General features: G+C 66.8%; 23 protein-coding genes. 20 read left to right on the top strand and 3 right to left on the bottom strand.

The features are described from left to right. Positions 1-3 precede the first annotated feature (3 nt). From IP86_RS13585 to IP86_RS13520, 14 genes are all read left to right on the top strand, one after another. Entirely contained in the window at positions 4-2856 is a 2853-nt protein-coding gene (locus IP86_RS13585; RefSeq protein ID WP_054163060.1) for a monovalent cation/H+ antiporter subunit A, read from the top strand. Next, on the top strand, positions 2857-3198 hold the full coding sequence (locus tag IP86_RS13580; RefSeq protein ID WP_054163059.1) for a Na(+)/H(+) antiporter subunit C: 342 nt from the start codon (positions 2857-2859) through the stop codon (positions 3196-3198). It begins immediately after the preceding gene. Next, positions 3195-4736, top strand: a complete 1542-nt coding sequence (locus IP86_RS13575) for a monovalent cation/H+ antiporter subunit D (RefSeq protein ID WP_054163058.1) — start codon at positions 3195-3197, stop codon at positions 4734-4736. Before IP86_RS13580 ends, IP86_RS13575 begins: the two co-directional genes overlap by 4 nt. After that, positions 4733-5221, top strand: coding sequence for a Na+/H+ antiporter subunit E (locus IP86_RS13570; RefSeq protein ID WP_054163057.1), 489 nt, complete (start codon positions 4733-4735; stop codon positions 5219-5221). The genes IP86_RS13575 and IP86_RS13570 overlap by 4 nt, the downstream gene beginning before the upstream one ends. After that, a complete protein-coding gene (locus IP86_RS13565; RefSeq protein WP_054163056.1) occupies positions 5218-5487 on the top strand; it encodes a K+/H+ antiporter subunit F in 270 nt (89 codons plus the stop codon). The genes IP86_RS13570 and IP86_RS13565 overlap by 4 nt, the downstream gene beginning before the upstream one ends. A gap of 3 nt (positions 5488-5490) precedes the next feature. Next, positions 5491-5886 carry a Na+/H+ antiporter subunit G gene (locus tag IP86_RS13560; protein ID WP_054163055.1) on the top strand — a complete coding sequence of 132 codons (396 nt, stop codon included), beginning with the start codon at positions 5491-5493 and terminating at the stop codon, positions 5884-5886. A gap of 396 nt (positions 5887-6282) precedes the next feature. After that, entirely contained in the window at positions 6283-7632 is a 1350-nt protein-coding gene (locus IP86_RS13555; RefSeq protein WP_054163102.1) for an ABC transporter substrate-binding protein, read from the top strand. Positions 7633-7710: 78 nt separating this feature from the next. After that, entirely contained in the window at positions 7711-8589 is an 879-nt protein-coding gene (locus IP86_RS13550; protein WP_054163101.1) for an ABC transporter permease, read from the top strand. Beyond that, positions 8586-9479, top strand: a complete 894-nt coding sequence (locus IP86_RS13545; RefSeq protein WP_054163054.1) for an ABC transporter permease — start codon at positions 8586-8588, stop codon at positions 9477-9479. The genes IP86_RS13550 and IP86_RS13545 overlap by 4 nt, the downstream gene beginning before the upstream one ends. 11 nt (positions 9480-9490) lie before the next feature. Beyond that, positions 9491-10597 carry an ABC transporter ATP-binding protein gene (locus IP86_RS13540; RefSeq protein WP_054163053.1) on the top strand — a complete coding sequence of 369 codons (1107 nt, stop codon included), beginning with the start codon at positions 9491-9493 and terminating at the stop codon, positions 10595-10597. A 32-nt stretch (positions 10598-10629) separates the two neighbouring features. Next, positions 10630-11115: a (2Fe-2S)-binding protein gene (locus IP86_RS13535; RefSeq protein WP_054163052.1), complete on the top strand. Its 486-nt coding sequence runs from the start codon at positions 10630-10632 to the stop codon at positions 11113-11115. 2 nt (positions 11116-11117) lie between these two features. Further along, the gene (locus IP86_RS13530) at positions 11118-13505 is read left to right on the top strand and encodes a xanthine dehydrogenase family protein molybdopterin-binding subunit (RefSeq protein ID WP_054163051.1); all 2388 of its coding nucleotides are present in this window, start codon (positions 11118-11120) and stop codon (positions 13503-13505) included. Between the two features lie 13 nt (positions 13506-13518). Beyond that, positions 13519-14316, top strand: coding sequence for an FAD binding domain-containing protein (locus IP86_RS13525; protein WP_054163050.1), 798 nt, complete (start codon positions 13519-13521; stop codon positions 14314-14316). Positions 14317-14331: 15 nt separating this feature from the next. Continuing rightward, positions 14332-15792, top strand: a complete 1461-nt coding sequence (locus tag IP86_RS13520; RefSeq protein WP_054163100.1) for an amidase — start codon at positions 14332-14334, stop codon at positions 15790-15792. Between the two features lie 12 nt (positions 15793-15804). Here IP86_RS13520 and IP86_RS13515 read toward each other — a convergent pair whose 3' ends face one another. Together IP86_RS13515 and IP86_RS13510 are read right to left on the bottom strand one after the other, a co-directional pair. Further along, positions 15805-16704 carry a LysR substrate-binding domain-containing protein gene (locus IP86_RS13515; RefSeq protein ID WP_054163049.1) on the bottom strand — a complete coding sequence of 300 codons (900 nt, stop codon included), beginning with the start codon at positions 16702-16704 and terminating at the stop codon, positions 15805-15807. Between the two features lie 38 nt (positions 16705-16742). Then, positions 16743-17423 carry a TetR/AcrR family transcriptional regulator gene (locus IP86_RS13510; protein ID WP_054163048.1) on the bottom strand — a complete coding sequence of 227 codons (681 nt, stop codon included), beginning with the start codon at positions 17421-17423 and terminating at the stop codon, positions 16743-16745. 201 nt (positions 17424-17624) lie between these two features. Between IP86_RS13510 and budC the strand changes: the two genes are divergently transcribed. From budC to IP86_RS13490, 4 genes are read left to right on the top strand one after another with little or no spacing between them, the layout of a single operon-like run. Further along, positions 17625-18413, top strand: a complete 789-nt coding sequence (gene budC, locus IP86_RS13505; protein WP_054163047.1) for a meso-2,3-butanediol dehydrogenase — start codon at positions 17625-17627, stop codon at positions 18411-18413. Positions 18414-18453: 40 nt separating this feature from the next. Next, positions 18454-20202: a thiamine pyrophosphate-binding protein gene (locus tag IP86_RS13500; protein WP_054163046.1), complete on the top strand. Its 1749-nt coding sequence runs from the start codon at positions 18454-18456 to the stop codon at positions 20200-20202. A gap of 30 nt (positions 20203-20232) precedes the next feature. Continuing rightward, positions 20233-21273 (top strand): alcohol dehydrogenase catalytic domain-containing protein, encoded by a 1041-nt coding sequence (locus IP86_RS13495; protein ID WP_054163045.1) that lies wholly within the window; start codon positions 20233-20235, stop codon positions 21271-21273. Between the two features lie 32 nt (positions 21274-21305). Then, positions 21306-22514: an ABC transporter substrate-binding protein gene (locus IP86_RS13490; RefSeq protein ID WP_054163044.1), complete on the top strand. Its 1209-nt coding sequence runs from the start codon at positions 21306-21308 to the stop codon at positions 22512-22514. 9 nt (positions 22515-22523) lie between these two features. Here the strand turns inward: IP86_RS13490 and pdxR are convergent, their stop codons facing one another. Beyond that, positions 22524-23972, bottom strand: a complete 1449-nt coding sequence (pdxR, locus tag IP86_RS13485) for a MocR-like pyridoxine biosynthesis transcription factor PdxR (protein WP_245290614.1) — start codon at positions 23970-23972, stop codon at positions 22524-22526. A gap of 326 nt (positions 23973-24298) precedes the next feature. On the opposite strand from pdxR, the gene IP86_RS13480 reads away from it, so the two are divergent. Together IP86_RS13480 and IP86_RS13475 are read left to right on the top strand one after the other, a co-directional pair. Beyond that, positions 24299-25942: an amidohydrolase gene (locus IP86_RS13480; protein ID WP_156332498.1), complete on the top strand. Its 1644-nt coding sequence runs from the start codon at positions 24299-24301 to the stop codon at positions 25940-25942. Then, the gene (locus IP86_RS13475; protein ID WP_054163042.1) at positions 25939-26883 is read left to right on the top strand and encodes a CobW family GTP-binding protein; all 945 of its coding nucleotides are present in this window, start codon (positions 25939-25941) and stop codon (positions 26881-26883) included. Before IP86_RS13480 ends, IP86_RS13475 begins: the two co-directional genes overlap by 4 nt. Positions 26884-26901 lie beyond the last annotated feature (18 nt).

The following is a 26901-nucleotide window of genomic DNA, read 5'->3' as shown; positions in this document are numbered from 1 at the left end:
TCGATGCAGCTCGCTCTGATCGTTCTGATGCCGCTGCTCGGCGCCGTGCTGCCCGCGATCGTGATCCGGGCCGGCCGCAATGCCTGTGCGCTGGTGACGGGCGGGATCAGCCTCGCGGCGCTGCTGCTATTGCTGGCGCAGGCGCCCGCGGTGATCGCCGGCGACACGGTACGCTACAGTGCCGAATGGGTGCCGGCGCTGGGGCTGTCGTTCGGCTTCTTTCTCGATGGGCTCGGGCTGTTCTTCGCCGCGCTGATCCTCGGCATCGGCCTGCTCGTGATCATCTACGCCCGGTTCTATCTGCATCGCGATGATCCGATGGGGCGGTTCCTAGCGTTCCTGTTGCTGTTCCAGGGCGCGATGCTGGGCATCGTGCTCAGCGACAATATCCTGCTGCTCGTCGTGTTCTGGGAACTGACCAGCCTCAGCTCCTTCCTGCTGATCGGCTATTGGAGCCATTTGCCGGAAGGCCGCCAGGGCGCGCGGATGGCGCTGGTGGTGACCGGCGGCGGCGGGCTGCTGCTGATGGCCGGCATGCTGCTGCTCGGGCAGGCGGCGGGGTCTTATGACCTGACCGAGATTCTTCAGCGTGGCGACGCCATCAAGGCCTCGCCGCTGTATCTGCCGATCCTGCTGCTGGTGCTCGGCGCGGCGTTCACCAAGTCGGCGCAGTTTCCGTTCCACTTCTGGCTGCCACACGCGATGGCGGCGCCGACGCCGGTGTCGGCCTATCTGCATTCCGCCACGATGGTGAAGGCCGGCATCTTCCTGCTGGCGCGGCTGTGGCCGGTGCTGTCCGGCACCGAGGCGTGGTTTGCGATCGTCGCCACCACGGGGCTGGTGACGATGCTGATCGGCGCCTGGATCGCCCTGTTCAAGGACGATCTCAAGGGCATCCTGGCGCACTCCACCGTCAGCCATCTCGGGCTGATGACGATGCTGCTCGGCTTCGGCACCCGCTTCGCCGTGATCGCCTGCATGTTCCACATCCTCAATCACGCCACCTTCAAGGCCGCATTGTTCATGAGCGCCGGCATCGTCGATCACGAGACCGGCACGCGCAGCCTGCGCCGGCTCGGCGGCCTGGCGCGGCTGATGCCGATCAGCGCGGCCCTGGCGCTGATCGCCGCCGCGTCGATGGCCGGCGTGCCGCTGCTCAACGGCTTCCTGTCGAAAGAAATGATGCTGGAAGCCGCCGCCGACACCTCCGTGCTCGGCAGCGTCTGGATCGTCCCCGCCGCGGCGACGCTTGGCGCGCTGCTGTCGGTCGCGTATTCGGCACGGTTCGTATTCGGGACTTACTTCGGCCGCGCGCGGTCCGAGTTGGACCACCACCCGCACGATCCGCCGCTCGGAATGTGGGCGCCGGTCGCCGTGCTGGTGATCCTGGTGGTGGCGATCGGCGTTGCGCCGCAGTTTCTCGCCGGCGGCATCGTCGAGCGCACCGCACAGGCGGTGGTCGGCACCGCACCGCTCGACTTTCATCCGCTGGCAATCTGGCACGGCTTCACTTGGCCGCTGCTGATGAGCGGCATCGCAATGGCCGGCGGCCTGGCGCTGCTGCTGATCCACACGCCGCTCGAGACGCTGCGCCGCGCGCTGCCGCGGCCCGACGCCAAGAGGATGTTCGATGCTGTGATCGCAGCGAGCGTGCGCGCGTCGCGCTGGGTCATCCGCCGGCTGCACAATGACTCGCTGCCGCGCTATCTGGCGGTCATCACTGCGACCATCCTGATCGTCGGCGCAGCGGGCTTCCTCGGCGGCCGCTACGAAGCGGGCACACGCGCGATGCTGCCGGTCAATCTGCCGGCATTGGTCGGCTGGCTGCTGCTTGTCTCAGCCAGCCTCGCCGTGATGGCGTTCCATGTCCACCGCCTGCTGGTGCTGATCCTGAGCAGCGTCGCCGGCCTGATCGTGTCGCTGACCTTCATGCAGTTCTCGGCACCCGATCTGGCGCTGACCCAGATCTCGGTCGAAGTCGTCACCGTGATCCTGCTGCTGCTGGCGCTTAATCTGCTGCCGAAGCTGACGCCCACCGAGCCGCTGTCGCATCGGCTGCGCAACGGCGTGATCGCCGGCATCGGCGGCGTCGCGGCGGCGGCGCTCGCCTATGCGGTGATGACGCGCGACGGCAGCTCGATCTCGGCCTATCACTTGGCGCAATCCAAGCCGGGTGGCGGCGGCACCAATGTGGTCAACGTCATCCTGGTCGACTTCCGCGGTTTCGACACCTTCGGTGAGATCATCGTGCTGTGCATCGCCGCGCTGGTGATCTACGCGCTGCTCGCCAGCGCGCTGGAAGGCGCCGCGGCGCGACGGCTGGATGCGATGCGCCAGCGCCATGGTTCGGCCGACGCGCATCCGCTGCCGCTCGTGGTTGCGGCGCGCGTGCTGCTGCCGCTGGCCATCACGGTCGGGATGTACATCTTTTTCCGCGGTCACAATCAGCCGGGCGGCGGCTTCATCGCCGGCCTGATCGTGGCCATCGCCATCCTCATGCAGTTCATGGCCAGCGGTTACGCCTGGAGCGCCGAGCAGCGCCGTATCGACGGCCATCGCCTGCTCGGTGCCGGCGTGCTGATCGCGGCCGCCACCGGGTTCGGCGCCTTCGCGTTCGGGCGGCCGTTCCTCACCAGCTCGTTCGGTTACTTCCATCTGCCGCTGATCGGCGAGATCGAACTCGCCACCGCGATGCTGTTCGACACCGGCGTGTTCCTCACCGTGGTCGGCACCGTGGTGTTGTCGCTGTCGCAGATCTCGCGCGTCGAGCGCCGCGCCAAGCGCGGCCCGGCACCGGTCGGTCCCTCCGACATCCCGCTGACGCCCCGCGGCGCGTCTTCGGCGCAGGAGGGCTGAATGGAAATCCTGGTCGCGAGCGCCATCGGCGTGCTGACGATGACGGGCCTGTATCTGGTGCTGTGCCGGCACGCCTTCCCGGTCATCATCGGCACCACCTTCCTGTCCTATGCGGTGAACCTGTTCCTGTTCGCGATGGGGCGGCTGGGAATCGACAAGGCGCCGATCATCAGCAAGGGCGTCGCCGACTATGTCGACCCGCTGCCGCAGGCGCTGGTGCTGACCGCGATCGTGATCTCGTTCGGCATGACGGCGCTGGTGGTGGTGCTGGCGCTGCGCGGCTTCCTCGAAAGCGGCAGCGAACGCGTCGATGCCGGCGACCAGCACGAGGCCGGCCGATGACGCATCTGATCGTCGCCCCGATCGTGCTGCCCGCCGCCGTCGCGGCGTTTCTCATCCTGGCGCTGCGCCACGATGTCGTCGCGCAACGCATCGTCTCGGGCGCCGCGACGCTGGCGCTGCTCGGACTATCGATCTGGCTTTACGCCACGGCCGCGGATAGCGGGCCGCAACCTTATCTGCTCGGCAACTGGCGCGCGCCGTTCGGCATTGCGCTGGTGCTTGATCGGCTGGCCGCGACGATGCTGCTGCTCACTGCGCTGCTTGCCGTCGCAGTGCTGATCTACGCGATGGCCGGCTGGGACAAGGCCGGCCGGCACTTCCATCCGCTGTTCCAGTTTCAGCTGATGGGCCTCAACGGCGCGTTCCTCACCGGCGACGTGTTCAACCTGTTCGTGTTCTTCGAGGTGATGCTGATCGCCTCCTACGGGCTGATGCTGCACGGCGGCGGCCAGCGCCGGCTGCGCGCCGGGTTCAACTACGTGGCGATCAACCTGATCGGTTCAACGCTATTCCTGTTCGCGGTCGGCCTGATCTACGCCGTCACCGGCACGCTCAACATGGCCGACCTCGCCGGCAGGGTGACGCAGGTCGCGCCCGGCGACGAGGCGCTGCTGCGCGTCGGCGCGCTGCTGTTGCTGCTGGTGTTCGCGCTGAAGGCTGCGCTCGTCCCGCTGCAATGGTGGCTGCCGACCGCCTATGCGGCGGCGGCCGGGCCGGTCGCGGCGCTGTTCATGATGATGACCAAAGTCGGCGCCTATTCGATCGTCCGGGTCTACACCGTGGTGTTCGGCGCCAATGCCGGCAGCGTGGCTGATATCGCGGCGCCCTGGGTGGTGCCGGCCGCGCTGGCGACGCTGATCCTCGGCGCCATCGGCGTGCTGGCGAGCGCGTCGCTGACCGGCCTGGTGTGCTTCGCCATCGTGTGGTCGATGGGCTCGCTGCTGCTGGCGCTCGGGCTGTTCGATCAGGCCGGCCTCGCCGCGGGGCTTTACTATCTGCTGCATTCGACGCTGAGCGGCGCGGCGCTGTTCCTGCTCGCCGATCTGGTGATCGCGCAGCGCGGCCGCCCTGCCGATCGCCTGTCACCGGCGCCGCCGCTGCCGCACGCCAATCTGCTCGCCGGCCTGTTCTTCGTCGCCGCCATCGCCATCACCGGCATGCCGCCGCTGTCCGGCTTCCTCGGCAAGCTGCTGATCCTGGACGCGACTTGGCAGAGCCCGCTGGCGGCGGCGAGCTGGTGCATCGTGCTCGGCACCAGCCTCGTGGTGATCATCGGCTTCCCCCGCGCCGGCAGCACGCTGTTCTGGAAGGTCGCAGCCAAACCTTCCGACGATACGCCCATCACCCCGCCGCGCATCGCGTTGCAGGCCGGCGTGATCACCGCGCTGCTCGGCGCCACGGTGCTGCTGGCGCTGTTCGCCGGCCCGGTGACGCGCGACCTCGCCGCCACCGCGCGGCAGGCGCTCGACGTCACGTCCTATGTGCGCGCCGTCGACCCCGCGTCGCTGGCAGTCCTGTCGCGGGAGGGCGCACGATGAGGCGCCTGCTGCCGCATCCCGTGTTCACGCTGCTGATCGCCGCCGTCTGGGTGGCGCTGATCAATTCGATCTCGCTCGGCACCGTGCTGCTCGGCCTGGTGCTCGGCGGTGCGATCCCGCTGTTCACCAGCCCGTATTGGCCGGTGCGGCCGGTGATCCGCCGGCCGCTTAAGATCATCGAATATGTCGCCGTGGTCGGCTGGGACATCGTGGTGTCGAACATCCAGGTCGCGATCTGGGTGCTGTTCTGGCCGACGGCGCGGCTGCAGACGCGCTATGTCGTGGTGCCGATCGACCTCACCTCGGCCGAGGCAATCGCGCTGCTCGCCGGCACCATCACCATGACGCCCGGCACCGTCAGCGCGGATCTCGCCGCCGACGGCAGCGCCATCCTGGTGCATTGCCTGCACACCACCGATCCGGACGACACGGTGGCTCAGATCAAGACCCGCTACGAGCGCCGGCTGAAGGAGATCTTCGGATGATCGCGACCGCGTGCCTGATCGCCGTCTGCATCATCGCCGTTGCGGCGCTGATGAATCTGTATCGGCTCGCCCAGGGCCCCGACGTGCTCGACCGCATCCTGACGCTGGAGACGCTGGTGACCAACACCATCGGGCTCGTCGTGGTGATCGGCATCTGGTACGGCACCAGCCTGTATTTCGAGATCGCGCTGCTGTTCGTCGCGGTCGGCTTCCTGTCCACCGTCGCGTTCTGCAAATATCTGCTGCGCGGCAATGTGATCGAGTAAGCGATGGCGTGGTTCAGCGAGCTCCTGGTGTCGGCGCTGATCCTGATCGGCGCGCTCTTCCTGTTCGTCGGCTCGTTCGGGCTGGTGAAGCTGCCGGATATCATGCAGCGGCTGCACGCGCCGACCAAATCCACCACGCTCGGCATCGGTGCACTGCTGATCGCCTCGCTGCTCTATTTCGCGCTGGTTCGCGGCGAGCTGTCGCTGCACGAATTGCTGATCACGCTGTTCCTATTCCTGACCGCCCCGATCACCGCCCACATGATCTCGAAGTCGCACATCCTGCGCAACAACACGTTGCAGCAGAAGTTGCCGCAGCCGCCCGGCCAGCGCGGGTGGGCGACGCTCGACGCGAACGCGACGCGCGAGGCACAGCAGGATCAAGGCCCGAAGCTCTAGGGCGCGAACGCTGCGGCGTTCGGCCGCGTCGCAAGCCGCCGTGTCCGCCTGGCGATATCTCCTCAAACGCCTGCGCGCCTGAAACGGCGAAACGATTCCATCATGTTAGCAGGTGACTCCGCCGGCGTCGGGCCGCCTCGCCGAGGCGGTCCGCGGCCAACTACGTCGCCGGGATGCAGCTGCCGTCCGACTGGTTTCTAGTCGCCGGTTGACGCATCCTTGGGCGGGGTGCCGAAAGCCGGTGCAGCCGGCGGCGTCATTAATTCGGTTTATGTCGCCGATTTTTGCTTCCAATTTTACTTCGCTGAATCGCGCCCCTAGCCTCGTGCGTGACCGATCGCATCATCCGTCAGCTACGTGATGATGTGCATCTTCAACGCAGTCAGCGAGGGCGCCATGATCGACAAGGACAGCGGAGTATCCTCTTCCGACCCGACGGAGACGAAAGCCAAGCCGGCGAAGAAACTGAGCCGTCGCACATTGCTGAAGGGCGCCGCGGCGGTCGCCGGCGCGGCGGTCGGCAGCGATGCGATCCGCGGCTTTCCGACGATCTGGGCGCAGGAGATCAAGGACATCGAGCTGCGCCATGTCGGCGTGTCCTACTCGGTGGTGAAGGCGATCGGCGACCAGGCCGCCAAGGATCTCGGCTTCAAGGTGACGATGCAGAATCTCGACACCTCGGCGGCGATCAACCGTTTCATCAGTCAGCCCAACACGGTCGATATCGCCGACCTCGAGGGCTGGCAGGCCAAGCTGGCCGCCAAGCGCAGCGTCATCCAGGGCATCGAAATCAAGAAGATCAAGGAATTCGACAACATCCTGCCGATCTTCACCAAGGGCGAGATCGACGGTCACAAGATCCCGCGCGAAGGCATCTCGCCCTATGAGGCGATGTACATCTCCAAGCCCGACTCCACCGATCTGCACGACGGCGTCACCGAGTGGGCGACGTTCCTGCCGCAGGTCTACAACGCCGACTCGATCGGCTACCGGCCCGATCTGGTCGGCCACGAAGTGACCGAGTGGAAGGAACTGATCGATCCCAAATTCAAGGGCAAGGCCGCGATCCTCGACGTCCCGGCGATCGGCATCATGGACGCCGCGCTGTGTTTCGAAAGCGCCGGACTGATCAAGTACGGCAACAAGGGCAACATGACCAAGGAGGAGATCGACTTCACCTGCAACAAGCTGATCGAGCTGAAAAAGGCCGGTCAGTTCCGCGCCACCTGGACCACCTTCGATCAGTCGGTGCAGCTGATGGCGGCGGGCGAAGTGATCATCCAGTCGATGTGGTCGCCGGCCGTCGCCGCCGTCCGCGTCAAGGAAATTCCCTGCGTCTACGCCGCGGTCAACATCAAGAACGGGAAGGAAGGCTATCGCGGCTGGTGCAACGGCATGGGCCTGATGAAGCACCTGTCGGGCAAGAAGCTCGATGCCGCCTACGAATATCTCAATTGGTATCTGTCGGGCTGGCAGGGCGGCTTCGTGGCCCGCTACGGCTACTACAGCGCGGTGCCGTCGACCGCCAAGAAATTCCTGACCCCGGCCGAGTGGGCGTTCTGGTACGAGGGCAAGCCGGCGCCCGAAGTCATCAACGATCCTTACGGCGTGCCGATGGAGAAGGCCGGCACCAAGCGCGACGGCGGCTCGTTCCTCGAGCGCGTCAAGAACATCTCGTGCTGGAACACGCTGATGGATGAATCCGCCTACATGAACAAGCGCTGGAACGACTTCAAGGTGGCCTGAAACCTGCACTGATCATGATGAGCCGGTCGGCGCGCTCTCGCGCCGGTCGGGCCCGTGACCTCCAGCCTGGTCGTGCCGATGCAGTCGAATTCTCCCTTGCCACGCGCCAACCTTGCCGGGTGGTTGTACGTCTCGCCGCTGGTTCTGGTGCTGGTGCCGTTCTTCGTGGCGCCGATCCTGGTGGTGGTGGCGGCGAGCGTGTTCACCACCGACGGCTTCGGCGGCCTGACGCCGGGCTTCACGCTGTCCAACTACGTCGAGGTGCTGAGCTCGGCGCTGACGCTGAAGCTGTATCTGGCGACGATCAAGTTCACCGTGCTGACCTGGCTGTTCACGCTGCTGATCGGCTTCTTCGTCGCTTACTTCCTGGTGTTTCACGTCCGCAATCCGCTGCTGGCGATCGGGTTGTTCCTGATCTGCACGGTGCCGTTCTGGACCTCGAACATCATCCGGATGATTTCCTGGATCCCGTTGCTCGGCAAGGAAGGCCTGATCAACGAGGCGCTGATGGCGACCGGCGTCATCCGCCAGCCACTCGATGTGCTGTTGTTCTCCGATCTCGCGGTGGTGATCGCCTATGTGCATCAGCTGACGATCTTCATGATCGTGCCGATCTTCAATTCGATGGCGCGCATCGACAAGCGGGTGATCGAGGCCGCGATCGACGCCGGCGCCAGCCGCTTCGAGATCATGCGTCACATCGTGGTGCCGATGTCCAAGAGCGGCATCGCGCTCGGCAGCATCTTCGTGGTCTCGATCGTGATGGGCGACTTCTTCGTGGTGAAGGTGATGTCCGGTGGCGGTTCGGCCTCGGTGGTCAGTGCGTTCTACGAGGACGTCGGCGTGCTGCAATATCCGACCGCGGCGGCCAGCGCAGTTCTGTTGACTCTGGTGTTGATGGGCGTGGTGGCGCTGATCCTGCGCACCGTCGATATCCGCCGGGAGATTACCCGATGAGCACCGCAGTGGTCGATACTGCCGAGACGATCGAGCCGGCGGCCAGCAAGGCGATCGCGCCGAGCCGCGGTCAGCGGCCGTGGACGTTCTACGTGCTGGCCGGATTGTTTGCCCTCTACGTGCTGGCGCTCTACGGCCCGATGATCTGCATCTACATCCTGTCGTTTCAGGATATCCGCGGCGGCCTGGTGTTTCCGATGAAGGGCCACTCGCTGCACTGGTTCGTCGATCTCGCCACCCAGGCGCGCACCGGCGACGTCAAAGGCTCGTTCGATCGCTCGATCAAGCTGGCGATGATCGTCACGGTGATCACCGTGGTGGTGTCGTTCCTCGCCGGCCTCGGCTTCCGCCGCCGCTTCGTCGGCGACAGCGCGGTGTTCACCATGATGATCGGCAGCCTGGTGGCCCCCGGCCTGGTGCTGGGCCTCGGCACCGGACTGCTGTTCCAGGCGCTCGGCCTCAATGCTGCCTGGTACACGTCGGCGCTCGGCGCACAGCTATCATGGACGCTGCCGTTCGGCGTATTGGTGATGTTCGCGGTGATGTCGCGCTTCAACAACGCCTGGGAAGAAGCCGCCTACGACCTCGGCGCCAGCCGTTGGCAGACCGTCCGGCTGGTGATGATTCCGGTGCTGGCGCCCGGTCTGGTCGCGGTCGCGCTGTTCGGCTTCACGCTGTCCTACGACGAATTCGCCCGCAGCCTGCAGACGGCGGGATCGCTCAATACGCTGCCGCTCGAAATCTGGAGCATGACGCTCAACGTCACGTCGCCGTCGCTCTACGCGCTCGGCACGGTGACGACGATCGTCTCCTTCATCGTCATCGGCGTCGGGCTCGGCACCATCGTGCTGATCCAGAAGCGACGCGGTGGCGGCGCGGCGCACGGTTAGGAGTTGGCTGGATGAAGATCGAACGTGGCGATATCGAACTGGCGGGCGTCTGCAAGAGCTTCGACGGCATGAGCAACGTCGTCGACGGCGTCAATCTGAAGATTGCCGACGGCGCCTATTGCTGCTTCATCGGCCCGTCGGGCTGCGGCAAGACCACGATCCTGCGGATGATCGCCGGTCACGAGGACCCGACCGCCGGCGAGATCTTGATCGGCGGCCACAACGTCGTCGGCCTGCCGCCGGTGCAGCGGCGCACCGCGATGATGTTCCAGTCCTACGCGCTGTTTCCGCATCTCACGGTGCGCGACAACATCGCGTTTGCGTTGCGGGTCCGCGGCATGGCCAAGGCCGACCGGCTGCGCGCCGCCGACGCGATGATCGAGAAGGTGCGGCTCACCAAATTCGCCGACCGCCTGCCGGCGCAACTCTCCGGCGGCCAGCAGCAGCGCGTGGCGCTGGCGCGGGCGGCGATCACCGAGCCGCGGGTGCTGCTGCTCGACGAGCCGCTGTCGGCGCTCGACGAACAGCTCCGCGTCCAGATGCGCCAGGAACTGCGGCGGATGCAGCGCGAACTCGGCATCACCTTCATCCACGTCACGCATACGCAGCTCGAGGCGATCGCGCTCGCCGACCTCGTGGTGGTGATGGACAACGGCAGGATCAAGCAGGCCGGCCCGGCGCGCGAGGTCTATGCTCAGCCGCACGATCGCTACGTCGCCGAATTCATGGGCGGACAGAACGTGCTGTCCGGCCGGGTCCAGAAGGTCAACGGCGCCAGCTTCGTGCTGGGCCAGGCCGCCTCGAGCGCGATCGAAGTGCCGCTGCGGGTGCGCTCCAGCCTCGGCGTCGGCGACAAGATCGACATCGCCATCCGCCGCGACGACGTCGCGCTGATCCGCCCTGGCGGAACGTTGCCGGCGGGCTGCTCGACCTCGCTGCCGAGCCGCGTGCTGGCGATCGAGTATCAGGGTTATTTCGTCAAGGTGATGCTCGACACCGTGCCGGACGACGAGTTCGTCGCCTACGTGCCGGAAAAGACCTTCTTCGCCGATCCGCTCGCTGTCGGAGACGTCGTCGTCGCCACCTGGCCGACCGATCTCGCCCGGCCTCTCGCCTGAACCCGTTCGTCGCGCATCAAGGAGTTCCGATCGTGCAGATATCCTTCACCCTCAACGGCCGGCCGACCACCGTGGAGGCCGAGCCGTCCATGCTGGTCGCCGATCTGCTGCGCGAACAGCTCGACCTCACCGGCACGCATGTCGGCTGCGACACCAGCCAATGCGGCGCCTGCGTGGTGCATCTTGACGGCGTGCCGGTGAAGAGCTGCACGCTACTGGCGCCGAGCCTCGACGGCGCCGCGCTGCTGACCATTGAGGGCCTGCAGGGCGAGCCCGGGTCGAACCGGCTGCATCCGATGCAGGAGGCGTTTCGCGAGCATCACGGCCTGCAATGCGGCTTCTGCACGCCCGGCATGCTGATGACCGCGATCGCGCTGGCGCAGGACAAGCCGAACCTGACCGAAGCCGAGGTTCGCCACGGCCTCGAAGGCAATATCTGCCGCTGCACCGGCTATCAGAACATCGTCGTCGCGGTGATGGCCGGCGCCGCCGCCATGCACGCCGCCGGGGGAGAGTGACCATGAGCAATGTGATCGGCATCGGCGCGGCTCCGAAGCGCAAGGAAGACCAGCGCTTCCTCACCGGACGCGGCAACTACGTGTCCGATATCAAGATCGCCGGCATGACCGCCGGTGTGTTCGTGCGCTCGCCGCACGGCCATGCGGTGCTGCGCGGAATCGACAAGTCCGCCGCATTGGCGTCGCCGGGCGTGGTTGCGATCCTGACCGGTGAGGACGCTGCGGCCGACGGACTCGGCACGCTGCCTTGCGGCTGGGGTATCAGCAACGCCCAGGGCGTGCCGATGAAGGAGCCGCCGTTCCCGGTGCTGGCACAAGGCAAGGTCCGCTTCGTCGGCGACATGGTGGCGCTGGTGATCGCCGAGACGCCGGAACAGGCCAATGCCGCCGCCGAGCTGCTCGACGTCGACTACGACGTGCTGCCCTCGGTGGTCGGCGTGCTCGATGCGGTCGCGCCCGGCGCGCCGCAATTGTTCGACGATATTCCGAACAACATCTGCTGCGACTGGGAGCTCGGCGACAAGGCCGCGGTCGAAAGCGCGTTTCGCAAGGCCGCGCATATCGCCAAGCTGAGCTTGGTCAATAATCGCCTGATCGGCAATCCGATGGAGCCGCGCGCCGCAGTCGCCGACTACAATCCCGGCACCGGCCAGCACACGCTGTGGACCACCAGCCAGTTTCCGCACGTCGTCCGCACGCTGATGAGCGGCCTGGTGCTGAAGGTGCCCGAGCACAAGGTCCGCGTCGTCGCGCCGGACGTCGGCGGCGGCTTCGGCGTCAAGCAATTCCACTATGGCGAGGAAGCCGCGCTGGCCTGGGCGGCGAAGCGCGTGATGCGACCGGTGAAATGGGTGGCGAGCCGCTCGGAAGGCTATCTGTCGGACCGCCACGGCCGCGATCACGTCACCGAGGCCGAACTGGCGCTCGACGAGACCGGCAAGTTTCTCGCGTTCAGGGTCAAGACGCTCGCCAATATGGGCGGCTATCTGTCGACCTTCGGGCCGAACATTCCGACCAATCTGTACGCGCCGCTGCTCGGCGGCGTCTATACGACGCCGGCGATCTACTGCAACGTCAAGGTGGTGTTCACCAACACCGTGCCGGTCGACGCCTATCGCGGTGCGGGCCGGCCGGAAGCGACCTTCGTGCTGGAGCGCATGGTCGACGTCGCGGCCGCCGAGATGGGGATCGACCGCGTCGAGATCCGCCGTCGCAACATGATCCCGAAGGAAGCCTATCCGTATCAGACGCCGGTGCTGGTGCAGTACGATTCCGGCGATCCGATGGGCTGCCTCGACGGCGCGCTGGCCACCGCCGATGTCGCCGGCTTCGGCGCGCGCAAAGCGGAGTCCGCCAAGCGCGGCAAATTCCGCGGCCTCGGCTACTCGACCTATGTGGAGGCCTGCGGTCTCGCGCCGTCGCGCTTCGCCGGACGGCTCGGCGCGCGCGGGGGCCTTTACGAGAGCGCCACGGTCCGGGTGCATCCGGGCGGGCAGGTGACGGTGCTGATCGGCACCCACAATCACGGCCAGGGTCACGAGACCACGTTCGCGCAGATCGTCTCGGAGAAGCTCGGCGTGGCGTTCGACAACGTCGATATCGTGTTCGGCGACACCGACCGCGTCCAGTTCGGCATGGGCACCTACGGCTCGCGCTCGCTGGTGGTCGGCGGCGCGGCGCTGTCCAAGGCCGCCGACAAGGTCATCGTCAAGGGCAAGAAGATCGCCGCGCATCTGCTCGAGACCAGCGAGCAGGACATCCATTTCGAAGCCGGAAAATTCTCGGTGGCAGGCACCGACCGCGTCAAGACCTTCGAGGAGATCGCCGGCGCCGCCTATGTGCCGCACAATTATCCGCTCGAAGTGCTGGAGCCGGGGCTCGAAGAGCAGGCCTATTACGATCCGGTCAACTTCACCTATCCGGGCGGCTGCCATATCGCCGAGGTCGAGATCGATCCCGAGACTGGCGTGGTCGAGCTGCTGAACTACACGGCGGTCGACGACGTTGGCACCGTGATCAATCCGATGATCGTCGAAGGCCAGCTGCACGGCGGCATCGTCCAGGGCGTCGGCCAGGCGCTGTATGAGAACGCCGTCTATGACGATGGTTCGGGACAACTGCTGTCCGGCTCGCTGATGGACTACTGCATGCCGCGCGCCGATCACATGCCGATGATGAACATCGCGACGCATTCGACGCTGTGCACCCACACGCCGATGGGCGTGAAGGGGTGCGGCGAGGTCGGCACCATCGGCTCGCCCGCGGCGGTGATCAACGCGGTGGTGGACGCGCTGTCGCATCTCGGCGTCACCCATGTGGACATGCCGGCGACCCCGAACCGGATCTGGCGCCTGCTGCAGAACGCGTCGCTGCCGATCGCCGCCGAGTAAGGAGAACACCACAATGAAATCGTTCGCCTATCACCAGCCGAGCCAGATCCCCGAGGCGGCCGGACTGCTCGCAGCCGTCGAAGACAGCAAGCTCGTCGCCGGCGGCATGACCCTGATCCCGACGCTGAAGCAGCGGCTCGCGACGCCGCCGGCGCTGATCGACCTGTCGAAGCTGCCGGGCCTTTCCGGCATCACGGACGAAGGCGCCACCATCACCATCGGGGCGATGACCCGGCATGCGGAAGTCGCGCGCTCCACCCTTCTGGCGGAGCGGCTGCCCGCGCTGGCGACGCTGGCGTCGCTGATCGGCGATCCGGCGGTGCGCAATCGCGGCACGATCGGCGGCTCGGTCGCCAACAACGATCCGTCTGCGGACTATCCGGCCGCCGTGCTCGGGCTCGGCGCGACTGTCGTGACGAATATGCGCGAGATCCCGGCCGATCAGTTCTTCGTCGGCTTGTTCGAAACCGCGCTGCGCGACGGCGAGATCATCACGGCGCTGCGGTTTCCGGTGCCGCTCAAGGCCGGCTACGCCAAGTTCAAGGCACCGGCCTCGCGCTATGCGCTGGTCGGGGTGTTCGTGGCGCAATTTGCCGAGGGCGTGCGCGTCGCCGTCACCGGCGCCGGCCCGGGCGTGTTCCGGGTGCCGCCGATGGAGCAGGCGCTGACGCAGCATTTCGATCCTTCGGCGATCGCGGCGATCAAGATCGATACCGAGGGCCTGACCTCCGACATCCATGCGGAAGCCGATTATCGCGCCCATCTGGTCACCGTAATGGCCAAGCGCGCGGTCGACGCGGCCCTGGCCTGAACTGCGAGATACATGATGACTGACGGTTCTCCTGTCGCGACGCGCCTGTCGGCGTCCGCCGGGCTCGGCGCCCTGTCCGCGGTCGAGCTGATCGACGGCTATCGGCGCAAGGCCTTCACGCCACGCGACGTCGTCGACGACGTGATTACTGCGTTGGAGGCGACCGATGCCGCCTGCAACGTGGTGGTCACGCCGATGTATCAGCAGGCGCGGGCGGAGGCGGATCGCCTCAGCAAGGCGATGCAGTCCGGCGAGGCCTGCGGGCCGCTCGCCGGCGTGCCGGTGACGATCAAGGATCTGGTCTATGTGGCCGGCGTGCCGGCCTATGCGGGCTCGCCGATAAACAAGGCGTTCGTACCGCAGGCCGATGCCGCGGTGGTCGAGGCGCTGAAGGCCGCCGGGGCGATCCTCACCTGCAAGACCACGACTTGTGAGTCCGGGTACAAACTCACCGCCGACAGCCCGGTGTCGGGCATCACCCGCAACCCGTGGAATACCACCCGCACCAGCGGCGGCTCGAGCGGCGGCGCGGCGGCGGCGGTGGCGGCGGGCTGTGGCCCGATCGCGATCGGCACCGACGGCGTCGGGTCGATCCGGGTGCCGTCGTCGTTCTGCGGCGTGTTCGGGTTGAAGCCGACCTTCGGCCTGGTGCCGCGTTCGCCGGGCTTCGCGCCGCCGTCCTGGGCGTCGCTGGCGCATACCGGGCCGATCACCCGCACGGTCGCCGATGCGGCGCTGGTGCTCGGACTGATCGCTGGCTTCGATCCGCGCGACGCCGCGAGCCTGCCAGTGCCGTCGCGCCGGTTCGATGCCGATGCCGCGCCGCTCGACGGCCTGCGCATCGGCGCCAGTGTGGATTTCGGCTACGCGGCGGTCAGCAAAGAGGTGCGCGCCGCTTTCACAGAGGCGGTGCGAGTGCTGGAGGCCTGCGGCGCCGCGGTCAGGCGCGATGGTCCTGCACTCGATCCCGGCATCCTCGACCACACGCTGAAGCCGATCGCCTTCACCGAACAGGCTGCCGCGGTCGCGGCGCGCAGTGCGGAGGAACTGGCGAGTTCGGAGGCGGAGTATCGCGCCGTCGTCGATCTCGGCCGCAGCTACAGCGGCACCGACTATATCGAAGCCGGCTATCGGCGCGGTCAGGCCCGCAGCGCCTTCCTGAAACTGTTCGAGCGCGTCGACGTGCTGGTGACGCCCACGGTTGCGGTCACGGCGTTCGAGGCGGGGACGCTCGGAGTCGGCCGCATCGACAGTGTCGATGTCGATCCGCATCTCGGCTGGTCGCCGTTCACCTGGCCGATCAACCTGGCCGGCCTGCCGGCCGCGACGGTGCCGTGCGGCTTCGATCGCGACGGCCTGCCGATCGGGCTGCAGATCGTGGCGCCATGGCTGGACGAGCCGACGATCTTCCGCGTGGCGGCGGCATTCGAACGCGCCCGGCCCTGGGCCGCGATGTGGCCGTCGCAGCGCGGCTGAACCGGCCGCCGCTCAGGACAGCTCGATCGGCGTGCCGCGGGCGCCGAGGTCCTCGTCCAGGCGCAGATAGTGCGCCAGATAATCGTGCAATGCGGTCGCGGCCTTCGAGGTCGCGGCGCTGGATTTGTACAGCAGCAGTTCGACCTTCGGCAGCGGCGGCAGGCCCTCGGCGGCGCCGATCTCGCGCATCGTCGGCACCAGCGCGCTGCGGCCCATCACGGTCACGGCCATGCCGGCAAAGGCGGCGGCCTGCAAGCCGCCGACGCTTTCGCTGACGCAGGCGATGCGCCAGCGCAGCCCGGCGCGCTCCAGCGCGTCGATCGCGTAGTCGCGGTAGATGTTTCCCGACGGCAGCAGCGCCAGCGGAATCGGCTGTTCGAGATGTGCCCGCGAGTGCTCGCCGGTCATCCACACCAGCTGTTCGTGCCGGACCACCTGGCCGCCGGTGAAGTCGTTCATCCTCGTCACCAGGGCGATATCGACGTCACCGCGTTTCACCAGCCCGACCAGCGGCGTCGACAGCGCGCAGTTGAGTTCGACCTGGATGCGCGGAAACGATTTGCGGAAGACGGCGAGGATCGACGGCAGCATGAAGGCTGCGTAGAGATCGGGCGTGCCGAGCACGACCTGGCCTTCGATCTCCTGCGAGGCGAGCTGGGAAATCAGTTCGTCGTGCAGCCGGAGGATCGATTTGGCGTAGGTCAGGACCATCGTCCCGTCCTCCGTCAGCGTCAGCCGGCGGCCGCTGTGGAGGAACAGCTGTTTGCCGGTCAGCTCTTCGAGCCGCTGCAATTGCAGCGTGATCGCCGGCTGAGTGCGGCCCAGGCGGCGCGCGGTCTCGGTGATGCTGCCGGTCTCGACCACCGAGATCAGCGACCGGAGCATGCGGATATCAAGACTGATCAGGTTCATGCGGCATCCATGTCGGACGCACCAAAGCAAGTTCCGTGCTAGTTGCCGGTCTCGGCTGTGCTCCGGCTCGCCTCGGCCGCGGTCAGGACGCTCTGGTAGGTGAGCAGCCGCTCGCGCACGCGGTCGGAGGCCGCCGCGGTGGTGACGCCGAGCAGCGCCAGCGACGTGCTGTAGCCGAGCTCGGCCTCGACCTCGGGTTTAGACAGATCGCGGGAGATCCAGACGCTGATCGCCTGCAGGGCGATGCGGCGCAGGTTCATCGCCAGCGGCGCCTCGGCGACGAAAGCCTGCAGATAACCGTGCTCCGCCAGGGCATGCGTCAGCCGCCGCCAGAACCCGTCGCGCAGCGGCGTCGCCAGCGCCTGATGCGGCGCGCCCTTGAGGTCGAGGAGCTCACGATACAGCGTTTTGTAGAAGACCGGGTCGGAAAACCAGAACTCGGCGCATAGGCCGACCACTTCGTAGAGTTCGGCCAGCGGATCGGCGACGTCGCGTTGCTGCACCGCGCGGGTGAAGTCGGCCATGTCGGCGTCCAGCACGGCGAGCAGTACGGCCTGTTTGGAGCCGAACACGTTGTAGGGCGTCATATGCGCGACGTCGGCCCGGGCGGCCAGCGCCCGCATCGAGAACTCCGCCGACTCGGTTTCGGACAGCAACGCGCGCGCGCCGGCGATGATCTTCTGCCGGAGCTCTTCGCGGGCCTGCTCGCGTGGGGGCAATGGGGCAGTCCTGTATCCGTGACCTGAGCTGATTGTTGTAGTCGCCCGCGCGGCATTCGCGAAATCGCCTGCGGCGATCGGGTCACTTGCCACGCCTTGACGGTCAGCCTCGGCAATTGATATAACGCGTTATATCAAAAGTGACGGTCAACGTCACACCGCAGCTGCCAAGCGGCGCGGACTTCGGGAGGACGCATCGTCATGCGTTTCAACGGCAAGGTGGCTGTCGTCACGGCAGCCGCATCGGGCATTGGCGCAGCCACGGCTGCCCGCCTCGCGCGCGAAGGCGCGCACGTTTATCTTTCCGATATTGATCAGGACGGTCTGGCACGACAGGCCGAAGCATTGGCCGACGTTGCTGACCGGATTTCGACGGTGGTGGCCGACGTCACCGTGCCGGAGCAGGTCTCGGAGCTGATCGACGTCGCAGCGCGCGAGCAGGGGCGGCTCGATATCCTCATCAACAACGCCGGCATGGGCGCATTCGGGCGGATCACCGAGGTGACGCCGGAGGCCTGGCAGCGGGTCTTCCGGATCTGCGTCGACTCGATCTTTCATGCCAGCCGCGCCGCGATCCCGCATCTGATCCAGACGCGCGGCAACATCGTCAACACCGCGTCGATCTCCGGCCTGTTCGGGGACTACGGTTTTGCCGCCTACAACGCCGCGAAGGGCGCGGTGATCAATCTTACCCGCAACATGGCGCTCGACTACAGCCGCGAGGGGCTCCGTGTGAACGCGGTGTGCCCGGGCCTGATCGCCACGCCGCTGTCGCTGAAGCTGCGGGACAATGCGGCCGTGATGGCGGAGTACGACCGGTCGATCCCGCTCGGCCGCGCCGGCTCTCCGGAGGAAATCGCCGGCGCGATCGCCTTCCTGGCGTCCGACGATGCGTCCTACGTCACCGGCGTCGCCTTCGCGGTCGATGGTGGCCTGACCGCCCGCACCGGGCAGCCGAATTTCCTCGGGCATCTGGCGCCCGCGCCCTGAGCCGCCCCTTCGCGCCGACCAACAACAAAAGGAAACACCCATGTCCGCAGCGACATCACCGGCCGCCGACTGGCTCGAGGGCGGCGAATTGCTGGCCCGCACACTCCGCGACGCCGGCGTCGACACCGTGTTCGCGCTCCACGGCGGTCACCTCGAATCCTTCTATCGCGGCTGCATTGCAAACGACATCCGACTGATCGACTTCCGGCATGAATCCTCGGCCGGCCACGCCGCCGACGGCTATGCGCGCGCCACCGGCAAGCTCGGCGTCTGCGTGATCACCGCCGGACCCGGCTTCACCAATGGCGTCACCGCGATCCTGAACGCGCAGCTCGACAGCATTCCCACGCTGTTCATCGTCGGCTCGCCGCCGCTGCGCGAGGCCGAGACCAATGCGCTGCAAGGCGGCGTCGATCAGATCGCCGTCACGCTGCCGATGGTGAAATACGCGCATCGCATCACCAACACCGAGCGTATCCCGGATCTCACCGCGCTGGCGATCCGCAAGGCGACCACCGGCCGCCGCGGCGCGGTGCTGCTCGATGTGCCGATCGACGTGCTGCACATGCGCGCCCACAAGGACGACGTCCGGCCCGCGCACGGCCTCACGATCAATCCCCGCCCGGCGCCGCATCCGGACGAGATCAAGGCGGCCATCGCGATCCTGAAAGCGAGCGAACGGCCGGTGATCGTGGTCGGCGGCGAAGCGCGGTATTCGGACTGCCGCGACGACCTGGTCGCGCTGGCCGAAGCCACGCAGATTCCGGTGGTGTCGAACACCCGCGGCATGGGCGTATTTCCGAGCAGCCATCCGCTCAACGGTCAGATCGTCGGCAATCTCGCGCTGCTGTCCGCGCAGCGACCCGACGCCGCGCTGCTGCTCGGGACGCGGTTCGGCTTCCGCTTGGCCGGCCGCAGCACTGCGTTCTTTCCTGACGACGCCAAACTGATTCAGGTGCACAGCGATGCCGCCGAACTCGGCCGTCTGCGTCATGTCGAACTGCCGATCGTCGCCGATGTCGGCGCCGCGCTCACCACGTTGCGAGCCGCCGCCACGGCGGAGACATGGCCGCAGCGTCCGGCGTGGATCGAGGCGGTGACCAAGGCGCCGGCCAAGATGCTCGGCATGTTTCCGCACAAGCAGGGGCCGAAAGGCATCCATCCGTTCTGGGCCGCAGAGGCCGCAGTGCGGGCGGCAGGGCCCGACGCCGCGATCGTGCTCGATGGCGGCGAAGCGGCGAGCTGGGCCGCTTTCCATCTGCGCGTCAATCAGCCCGGTCACGTCCAGGGCGTCGGCTATCTCGGCTGCCTCGGCACCGGACCGGGCCAGTCGATCGGCGCACAGGTGGTCGATCCGGACAAGCGGGTGATGCAGATCACCGGCGACGGCGCGATGGGATTCCACATCCAGGAGTTCGACACGATGAGCCGGCACCGTCTGCCGATCTGCACCGTGGTGCTCAACAACGAAATCTGGGGCATGTCGATCCACGGCCAGCAGATCATGTACGGCGCCAATTACAGCGCGATCAGCGAACTGCGCGGCACCAACTACGCCGACGTCGCGGCCGCGTTCGGCTGCCACGCAGAGCGCGTCACCGAGTTCGACGAGATCGAGCCGGCGATCGCGCGCGCCTATGCGTCGGGCCGGCCGTCCTGCATCGAGATCATGATCGATCCGGACGTCGTGCATCCGGTCACGGTCGCGGCGCTCGGCACGATCAGCGACGAGAAGCGCGAGATCATGATTCCCTACTACGAGAACATCCCGATCCGCCCGCAGGCGTGAGCGGTCACCATCAAGTCCGGAGGCGATCTCATGAAAGCGGCGGTGTTCGAAAAGACCGGGGAGCGGCTCGTCGTGCGCGACGTCGCCGCGCCCGAACTGGGTGATAACGAACTACTTCTCAAGGTCGCGTTCACCGGCATCTGCGGTTCGGATTTGCACGCCGCCGAGACGCCGGGCGTGCTGCGGCCCGGCACCATCATGGGGCACGAATTCACTGGCGAGGTTGCGCAGTCCACGTCGCCCGACTGGCCGGTCGGCACCCGCGTCGCGGCTAATCCGTATTGGCTGTGCGACGCCTGCGCGGCGGGCGGCTCATGCCGCAGCGGCGGCGATGCGGCCTGTGCCAACGGCAGCTTCATGGGCTTCCGGCCCGATCTGCCGGGGGCCTATGCGGACTACGTGCGGATCCGCGCCGCGCAAGCGATCCGCCTGCCGGACGACGTCGGCTTGCGCGAGGGGGCGTTAATGGAGCCGCTGGCCGTGGCGCGCCATGCGGTCGACGTCAGCGGCCCGATGCAGGGCGCCAATGTGCTGGTGATCGGCGGCGGGCCGATCGGGCTTGGCGTCGTGCTGATGGCTCTTGATGCCGGTGCCGCCCGGGTGGTGGTCAGCGAACCGGATCCCAACCGCCGCGCCTGCGCGCTCGACATCGGCGCCGTCGCGGTGATCGATCCGATCGCCGAAGATCTGCCGGCGGCGCTGGACCGGCTCGGCATCGGCGAGCCGGGCATCGTGTTCGAATGCGTCGGTGCGCCGGGGTTTCTACAGAAGACCATCGACGTGCTGGCGCTGCGCGGCCGGGCCGTGATCGTCGGCGTCTGCATGACCGAGGACAAGGTGCTGCCGCGCGCCGCGATCCGCAAGGAAGCCACGCTGAAATTCGTGCTTGGCTACACGATGGCGGATTTCCATCACGTCAGCCGCTATCTGGCGGATCACGCCGCGACCGCCGCCGCGATGATTTCGCGCGTCGTGTCGCTGAGTGAGCTTCCCGAGATTTTCGACCGGCTACGCGCCGAGAAGTCGATGATCAAGGTTCTGGTGACGCCGAATCGCCAGCCCGACACCTGATAAAAACAAAAGAACGATAAGGGAGAGCCGCAATGACAGCTATCAACCGTCGCCGATTTCTGATCGGCTCGGCCGTCACCACGCTTGCGGCGACGTCGCTGAAAGCATACGCGGCCGACACCACCGGCATCACGCCGACCAGCATCCGCATCGGCAGCACCTCGCCGCAGAGCGGGCCGGTGTCGGCCTACGGGGTGCAGGCGCGCTGCCAGGCCGCGTACTTCAAGATGATCAACGACCGCGGCGGTATCGCCGGGCGCAAGATCGAGTTCATCTACTACGACGACGCCTTCAATCCGGCCAAGACCGTGGAGCAGACCCGCAAGCTGGTCGAGAGCGACGAGGTGGCGCTGCTGTTCAGCAATCTCGGCACCGCGACCAATTCGGCGATCGTCAAATACGCCAACGCCAAGAAGATCCCGCACCTGTTCCTGTCGGTGAATGGCGACAAATGGAGCGACTACAAGGCGCATCCGTGGAGCATCGGCTTCGCGCCGAGTGCGCGCACCGAGGCGGCGATCTTCGTCAAGCACATGCTGGCCGAGAAACCCGACGCGAAGTTCGCGGTGCTGTATCAGAACGACGATTTCGGCAAGGACTTCGTGCTCGGCGCCAAGGACGTGCTGGGCGAGCGCGAGGGCCGTCAGCTCGTCACCATCTCGCATGAGACCTCCGAACCGACGATCGATTCCCAGATCCTGCAGCTGCGCGCCGCTGCGCCCGATGCGCTGATCTCGGGCACCACTGCGAAATTCACCGCGCAGGCGATCCGCAAAGTCGCGGAGACGCGCTGGCAGGTCCGCCACTACATCACCGGCGGCTCGTCGTCCTACGCGGGCACGATCAGCCCGGCCGGTCCCGAGAACGCGGTCGGCGTGATCTCATCCGCCTATCTCAAGGATGTGGCCGATCCGGCCTGGACCGACGATAAGGGCATCAGGGATTTCCTCGCCTTCATGCAGAGCTACTTCCCGGAAGGCAGCAAGGACGACTTCTACAATCTCTACGCCTACACGGCGGCGTCGGCGCTGGTGAAGGTTCTGGCGCAGTGCGGCGACAGCTGGACGCGCGAGAACATCATGGCGCAGGCGACCAATCTGAAGGACGTCGAGCTGCCGACGCTGCTGCCCGGCATCCGCGTCAACACCAGTCCGACCGACTATCGTCCGCTGACCCAGGTGCAGTTGCAGAAATGGGACGGCAAGGCCTGGTTGCGGTTCGGCGAGGTGCTGGGCGCGTAGCTGCGGCCGCTACGCCTTCAGATGCTGGGCGATCACTTCGCCGAGGCGCTGGATGCCGGTTTCGATGCGGTCGGTGCGGATCGACGAGAAGCCCAGCCGGAAGCAGTGCCGACTGGCGGTTTCGTCCATCGAGAACACCGCGCCGGGCTCGATCACCACGCCCTGCGCCAGCGCGGCCTGCGCCAGCGCGGTGGCGTCGGTGCCGGGCGGGCAGGCGATCCAGTAATTGGTGCTGCCGGGGCCGCGCGAAAACGTGCAGTCCGGCAGATATTGCGGCAGCAGCCGGTCGAGCAGCTTGGCGCGCTCCAGCAGCACGCGGCCGACCTGCTGCAGATGCGAGCGATAGTGGCCGAGGCCGATGAACAGCGCGGCGACGCGCTGGTTGTTGAGCGGCGGGTGGCGCAGCATCAGCCGGCGCAGCGCGCGCAGTTCACGGATCACCGGCGCCGGCGCCACGACGTAGCCGAGCCGCAGCCCGGGTGCGAGCGCCTTCGACAGGCTGCCGACATACAGCACGTTGCTGGCGTGATCGAGGCTCTTCAGCGGCGGCAGGGTCGATGACTCCGCCATCAGTTCGCCTTCGTAATCATCCTCGACCAGCACTACGTCGCCGGCCTCGGCGGCTTTCAGCAATTCGAGACGCCGCTGCAGCGGCATCACCGTCGCGGTCGGGCATTGATGGCTGGCGGTGACATAGGCCAGCGCGCAGCTCTGCAACGTTTCGTCCGGCAGCAGGCCCTGCGCGTCGGAACGTAGCGGCACCACGTCCGGGGTCAGCATCCGGAAGATGTTGCGCGCATCCGGATAGCCCGGTTCCTCGATGCCGACGCGGGTGCGATCGTTGATGAACAGCGTCGCGATCAGATACAGCGCGTGCTGCGCGCCGATCGTCATCATGATCTCGTCGGAGCGCGCGTGAATGCCGCGGCGCGGCAGAACCTGCAGCTGCAGCTGCTCGATCAGCGCCGGATCATCGCCGTCGATCAGGTCGCGCGCCCAGTTGTTGATCTCGGGAACGCTGAGCGCGGCGCGCGCCGATTCGCGCCAGTCGTTCGTCGGGAACAGGCTCGGATCGAACTGGCCAAAGATGAACGGGTACGGCTGCGCCTGCCAGTCGGCCGGTTTGACGATGTTGCGATGCGCCGAGGGCTGCACCGCGTAGCGCCCGGCCCAATGTGCATCGTCGCGACTGGCGGCTTCCGAAGGTTTGGCCGCGCCGGTGGCGATCTTCTTCGACAGGCCGGCGACGAAGTAACCGCTGCGCTGCCGTGACACCAGGAAGTTCTGATCCACCAGCTGCTCGTAGGCGATCACCACGGTGTTGCGCGATACCTTGAGCACCGCAGCCAGATCGCGGCTCGACGGCATTCGCATGCCGAGCGGCAACCGGCCGTCCTCGATCGCGGTGACGATGATCTGGCGGATCTGCAATTGCAGAAATGAGCCACCACGATCCATCCCGCGGAACAACGCGCCCCAGAACAGCGCATCGCTGTTGCCTAAGGAAGCGGCATTTGCTGAAGGATCAAGCGCTCCGTTCCGCGGCGCTTCCTGGCAACTGAGCTGTGCGAGCTTTCCCAAGACGATATAACCTACTCAACGCGGGCGGATCCATCGAGGCGGAATCCGAGTATGTCGGTTTGCAATCAAGAAGCAAGAAGTCTGCCATTGAGCCCGGCGCTGGACGGATGGGTGCTGGCTCCATTCGTGCGGGGCATCTGGCGCTAGTGCGGTCGGGTGGATCGCTTCACGCTCGCAACTGTAAGCTCGAAAGGCTCAGCAGCGTGAATCAGGACACCGTCGTCTACTCGGCCCGCAAGATCATCACCATGAACCCGATGCGTCCGTTCGCGACGCATGTTGCAGTGCGTGATGGACGGATCGTGGCGACCGGCTCGGCCGATGAGTTGTGCGTGAACGGCGCGCGGCTCGACAATCGTTTCGCCGACAAGGTGCTGATGCCTGGCTTCGTCGAGGGCCATGCCCACATCATGGAAGGCCTGATGTGGAAGCAGCCTTATGTCGGCGCGTTCGATCGCCGTTCGCCGGAAGGCAAGCTGGTCGCCGGCGTGCCGGATATCGAGTCGATCGTCTCGCGGTTGCAGCAAGCCGAAGCCGAGATGCCCGACGACGGCGCGCCGCTCTACGCGTGGGGATTCGATCCGCTGCATATCGGCGGCAAGATGCTGACCCGACAGGATCTCGATCGGGTGTCGACCAAGCGGCCGGTGCTGGTGGTCCACGCCTCGTTCCACATCAACAACGTCAACACCGCGACGCTCGAGCTCGCCGACCTGCTGCGTGCGACCGACATCTCGGGCGTGGTCGCCGGCGCCGACGGGCTCGCCAGTGGCGAACTGCAGGGCATTCCGGCGCGGATGCGGCTGTTCCGCGCGCTTGGCCACAACCCGCTGGCCGGCACCATCACCGAGGCCGACGTGCGGCGCTTTGCGGCGTCGTCCTGCGTGCAGGGTGTCACCACGGTCACCGACCTGCACAACGATCTCAACGATCCGACCATCGAGGTGTATCGCAGCGTCGCCAGCCAGGACGATTTCGGTGTCCGCCTGGTGCCAGCGCTCGCCGCGGTGTCGCACACGCCCGAGCAGGCGATCGCCAAGCTCGAGAAGCTGCGCGACACTCCCAGCGCCAAGCTGCACTACGGCATCGTCAAGCTGGTGGTCGACGGCTCGATCCAGGGCTTCACCGCGCGGCTGCGCTGGCCCGGCTATCACAACGGCGCCGCCAACGGCCTGTGGTACATCGCGCCGGAAGAGCTGCCGCGGCTGGTCGACAAGTATCACCGCGCCGGCGTGCAGCTGCATATCCACACCAACGGCGACGAGGCGACCGAAGCGGCGCTCGACGCCATCGAAGCCGCGCAGATCGCGGCGCCGCGGCCGGATCATCGCCACACGCTGCAGCACTGCCAGATGGCGGACGCGGCGCAGTTCCGGCGGATGAAGAACCTCGGCGTTTGCGCCAATCTGTTCGCCAACCACATCTACTACTGGGGCGATGCACATTACGAACTGACGATGGGGCCCGAGCGGGCGTCGCGGATCGACGCCACCGGCACCGCGCGCCGCATCGGCGTGCCGTTCGCGATCCATTCGGATGCGCCGGTGACACCGCTGGCGCCGCTGTTCACCGCCTGGTGCGCGGTCAATCGCGTCACCTCGGGCGGCCGCGTGCTCGGCCGCGACACCGAGGCGCTCACCGTGGAGCAGGCGCTCGCCGCCATCACGGTCGATGCCGCCTACACGCTGAAGATGGATCATCTGGTCGGCAGCATCGAGACCGGCAAATACGCCGACTTCGCCGTGCTCGAAGACGATCCGCTCAGCGTGGCGCCAGAGACGCTCAAGGACGTGGCGATCTGGGGCACCGTGGTCGGCGGCGTCGTTCGGGAGGCGCCCCGCGCATGAGGACAGCGACCGCGACCATTCCAGTCACGGTGATCGGCGGCTTCCTCGGCGCTGGCAAGACCACGTTCGTCAACCATCTGCTCGCCGCGGGTGGACCGCGCACGGCGGTGCTGGTCAATGATTTCGGTGAGATCAACGTCGACGCGACGCTGATCCAGGATCACGACGGCACCACCATGACGCTGACCAATGGCTGCATCTGCTGCAGCATCGGCACCAGCTTCATCGAGACGATGTGCCAGGTGCTCGATGCCGAGGTGCCGTTCGAGCGCATCGTGATCGAAGCCTCCGGCGTCGGCGATCCGTGGAAGATCGCCGAGATCGCGTTGATCGAACCGACGCTGCGGCTCGACCGCGTGATCGTGCTGGCCGATGCCAGCCGGATCGCGGCGCTGATCGACGATGCCCGCGTCGGCGCCACCGTGCGCAGCCAGTTCGAGCGCTGCGACGTCGTGCTGCTGACCAAGACCGACCTGGTCGATGCTGCCGCGCGCGACGCCGCTCGCGCTGCCGTCTTCGCGCTGCGTCCTGGCGTGCGCATCGTCGAGACGACCCGCGACTCTCTGCCGACACTCGCCGCGCTCGAGACGCCGGCGCAAGCCTCGGCGTTTCGCGCCGACTCGCCGGCGGCATCGGACCACGGTGCGGCCTTCCGCAGCTTCGCCTATCGCCGCGACGGCGCGTTCGATCGCGCCCGGATCGCCGGCGCGGTGGCGGCGCTGCCGCCGGAACTGCTGCGGCTGAAAGGCTCGTGCCGGCTCGACGGCGAGGAGTCGCCGCAGGTGTTTCAGATGGTCGAAGGTGTATGGTCGCTGGTGCCCGCGGATCAGCCCGATACGACCGGCATCGTGCTGGTCGGCGTCGGTACCGCCGATCTGCCGGAGCCGGCGGTGATCGATGCGATTCTCGACCGCGCGCTTGCGGCCGGAGCCGCGGCGTGAGCGCCGCGCCCAGACTAC

It is taken from the genome of Rhodopseudomonas sp. AAP120, assembly GCF_001295845.1.
Classification (GTDB): Bacteria; Pseudomonadota; Alphaproteobacteria; order Rhizobiales; family Xanthobacteraceae; genus Rhodopseudomonas.
Note: the sequence above shows the minus strand (reverse complement) of the source record. Positions and strands in the feature narration are given on the sequence as shown.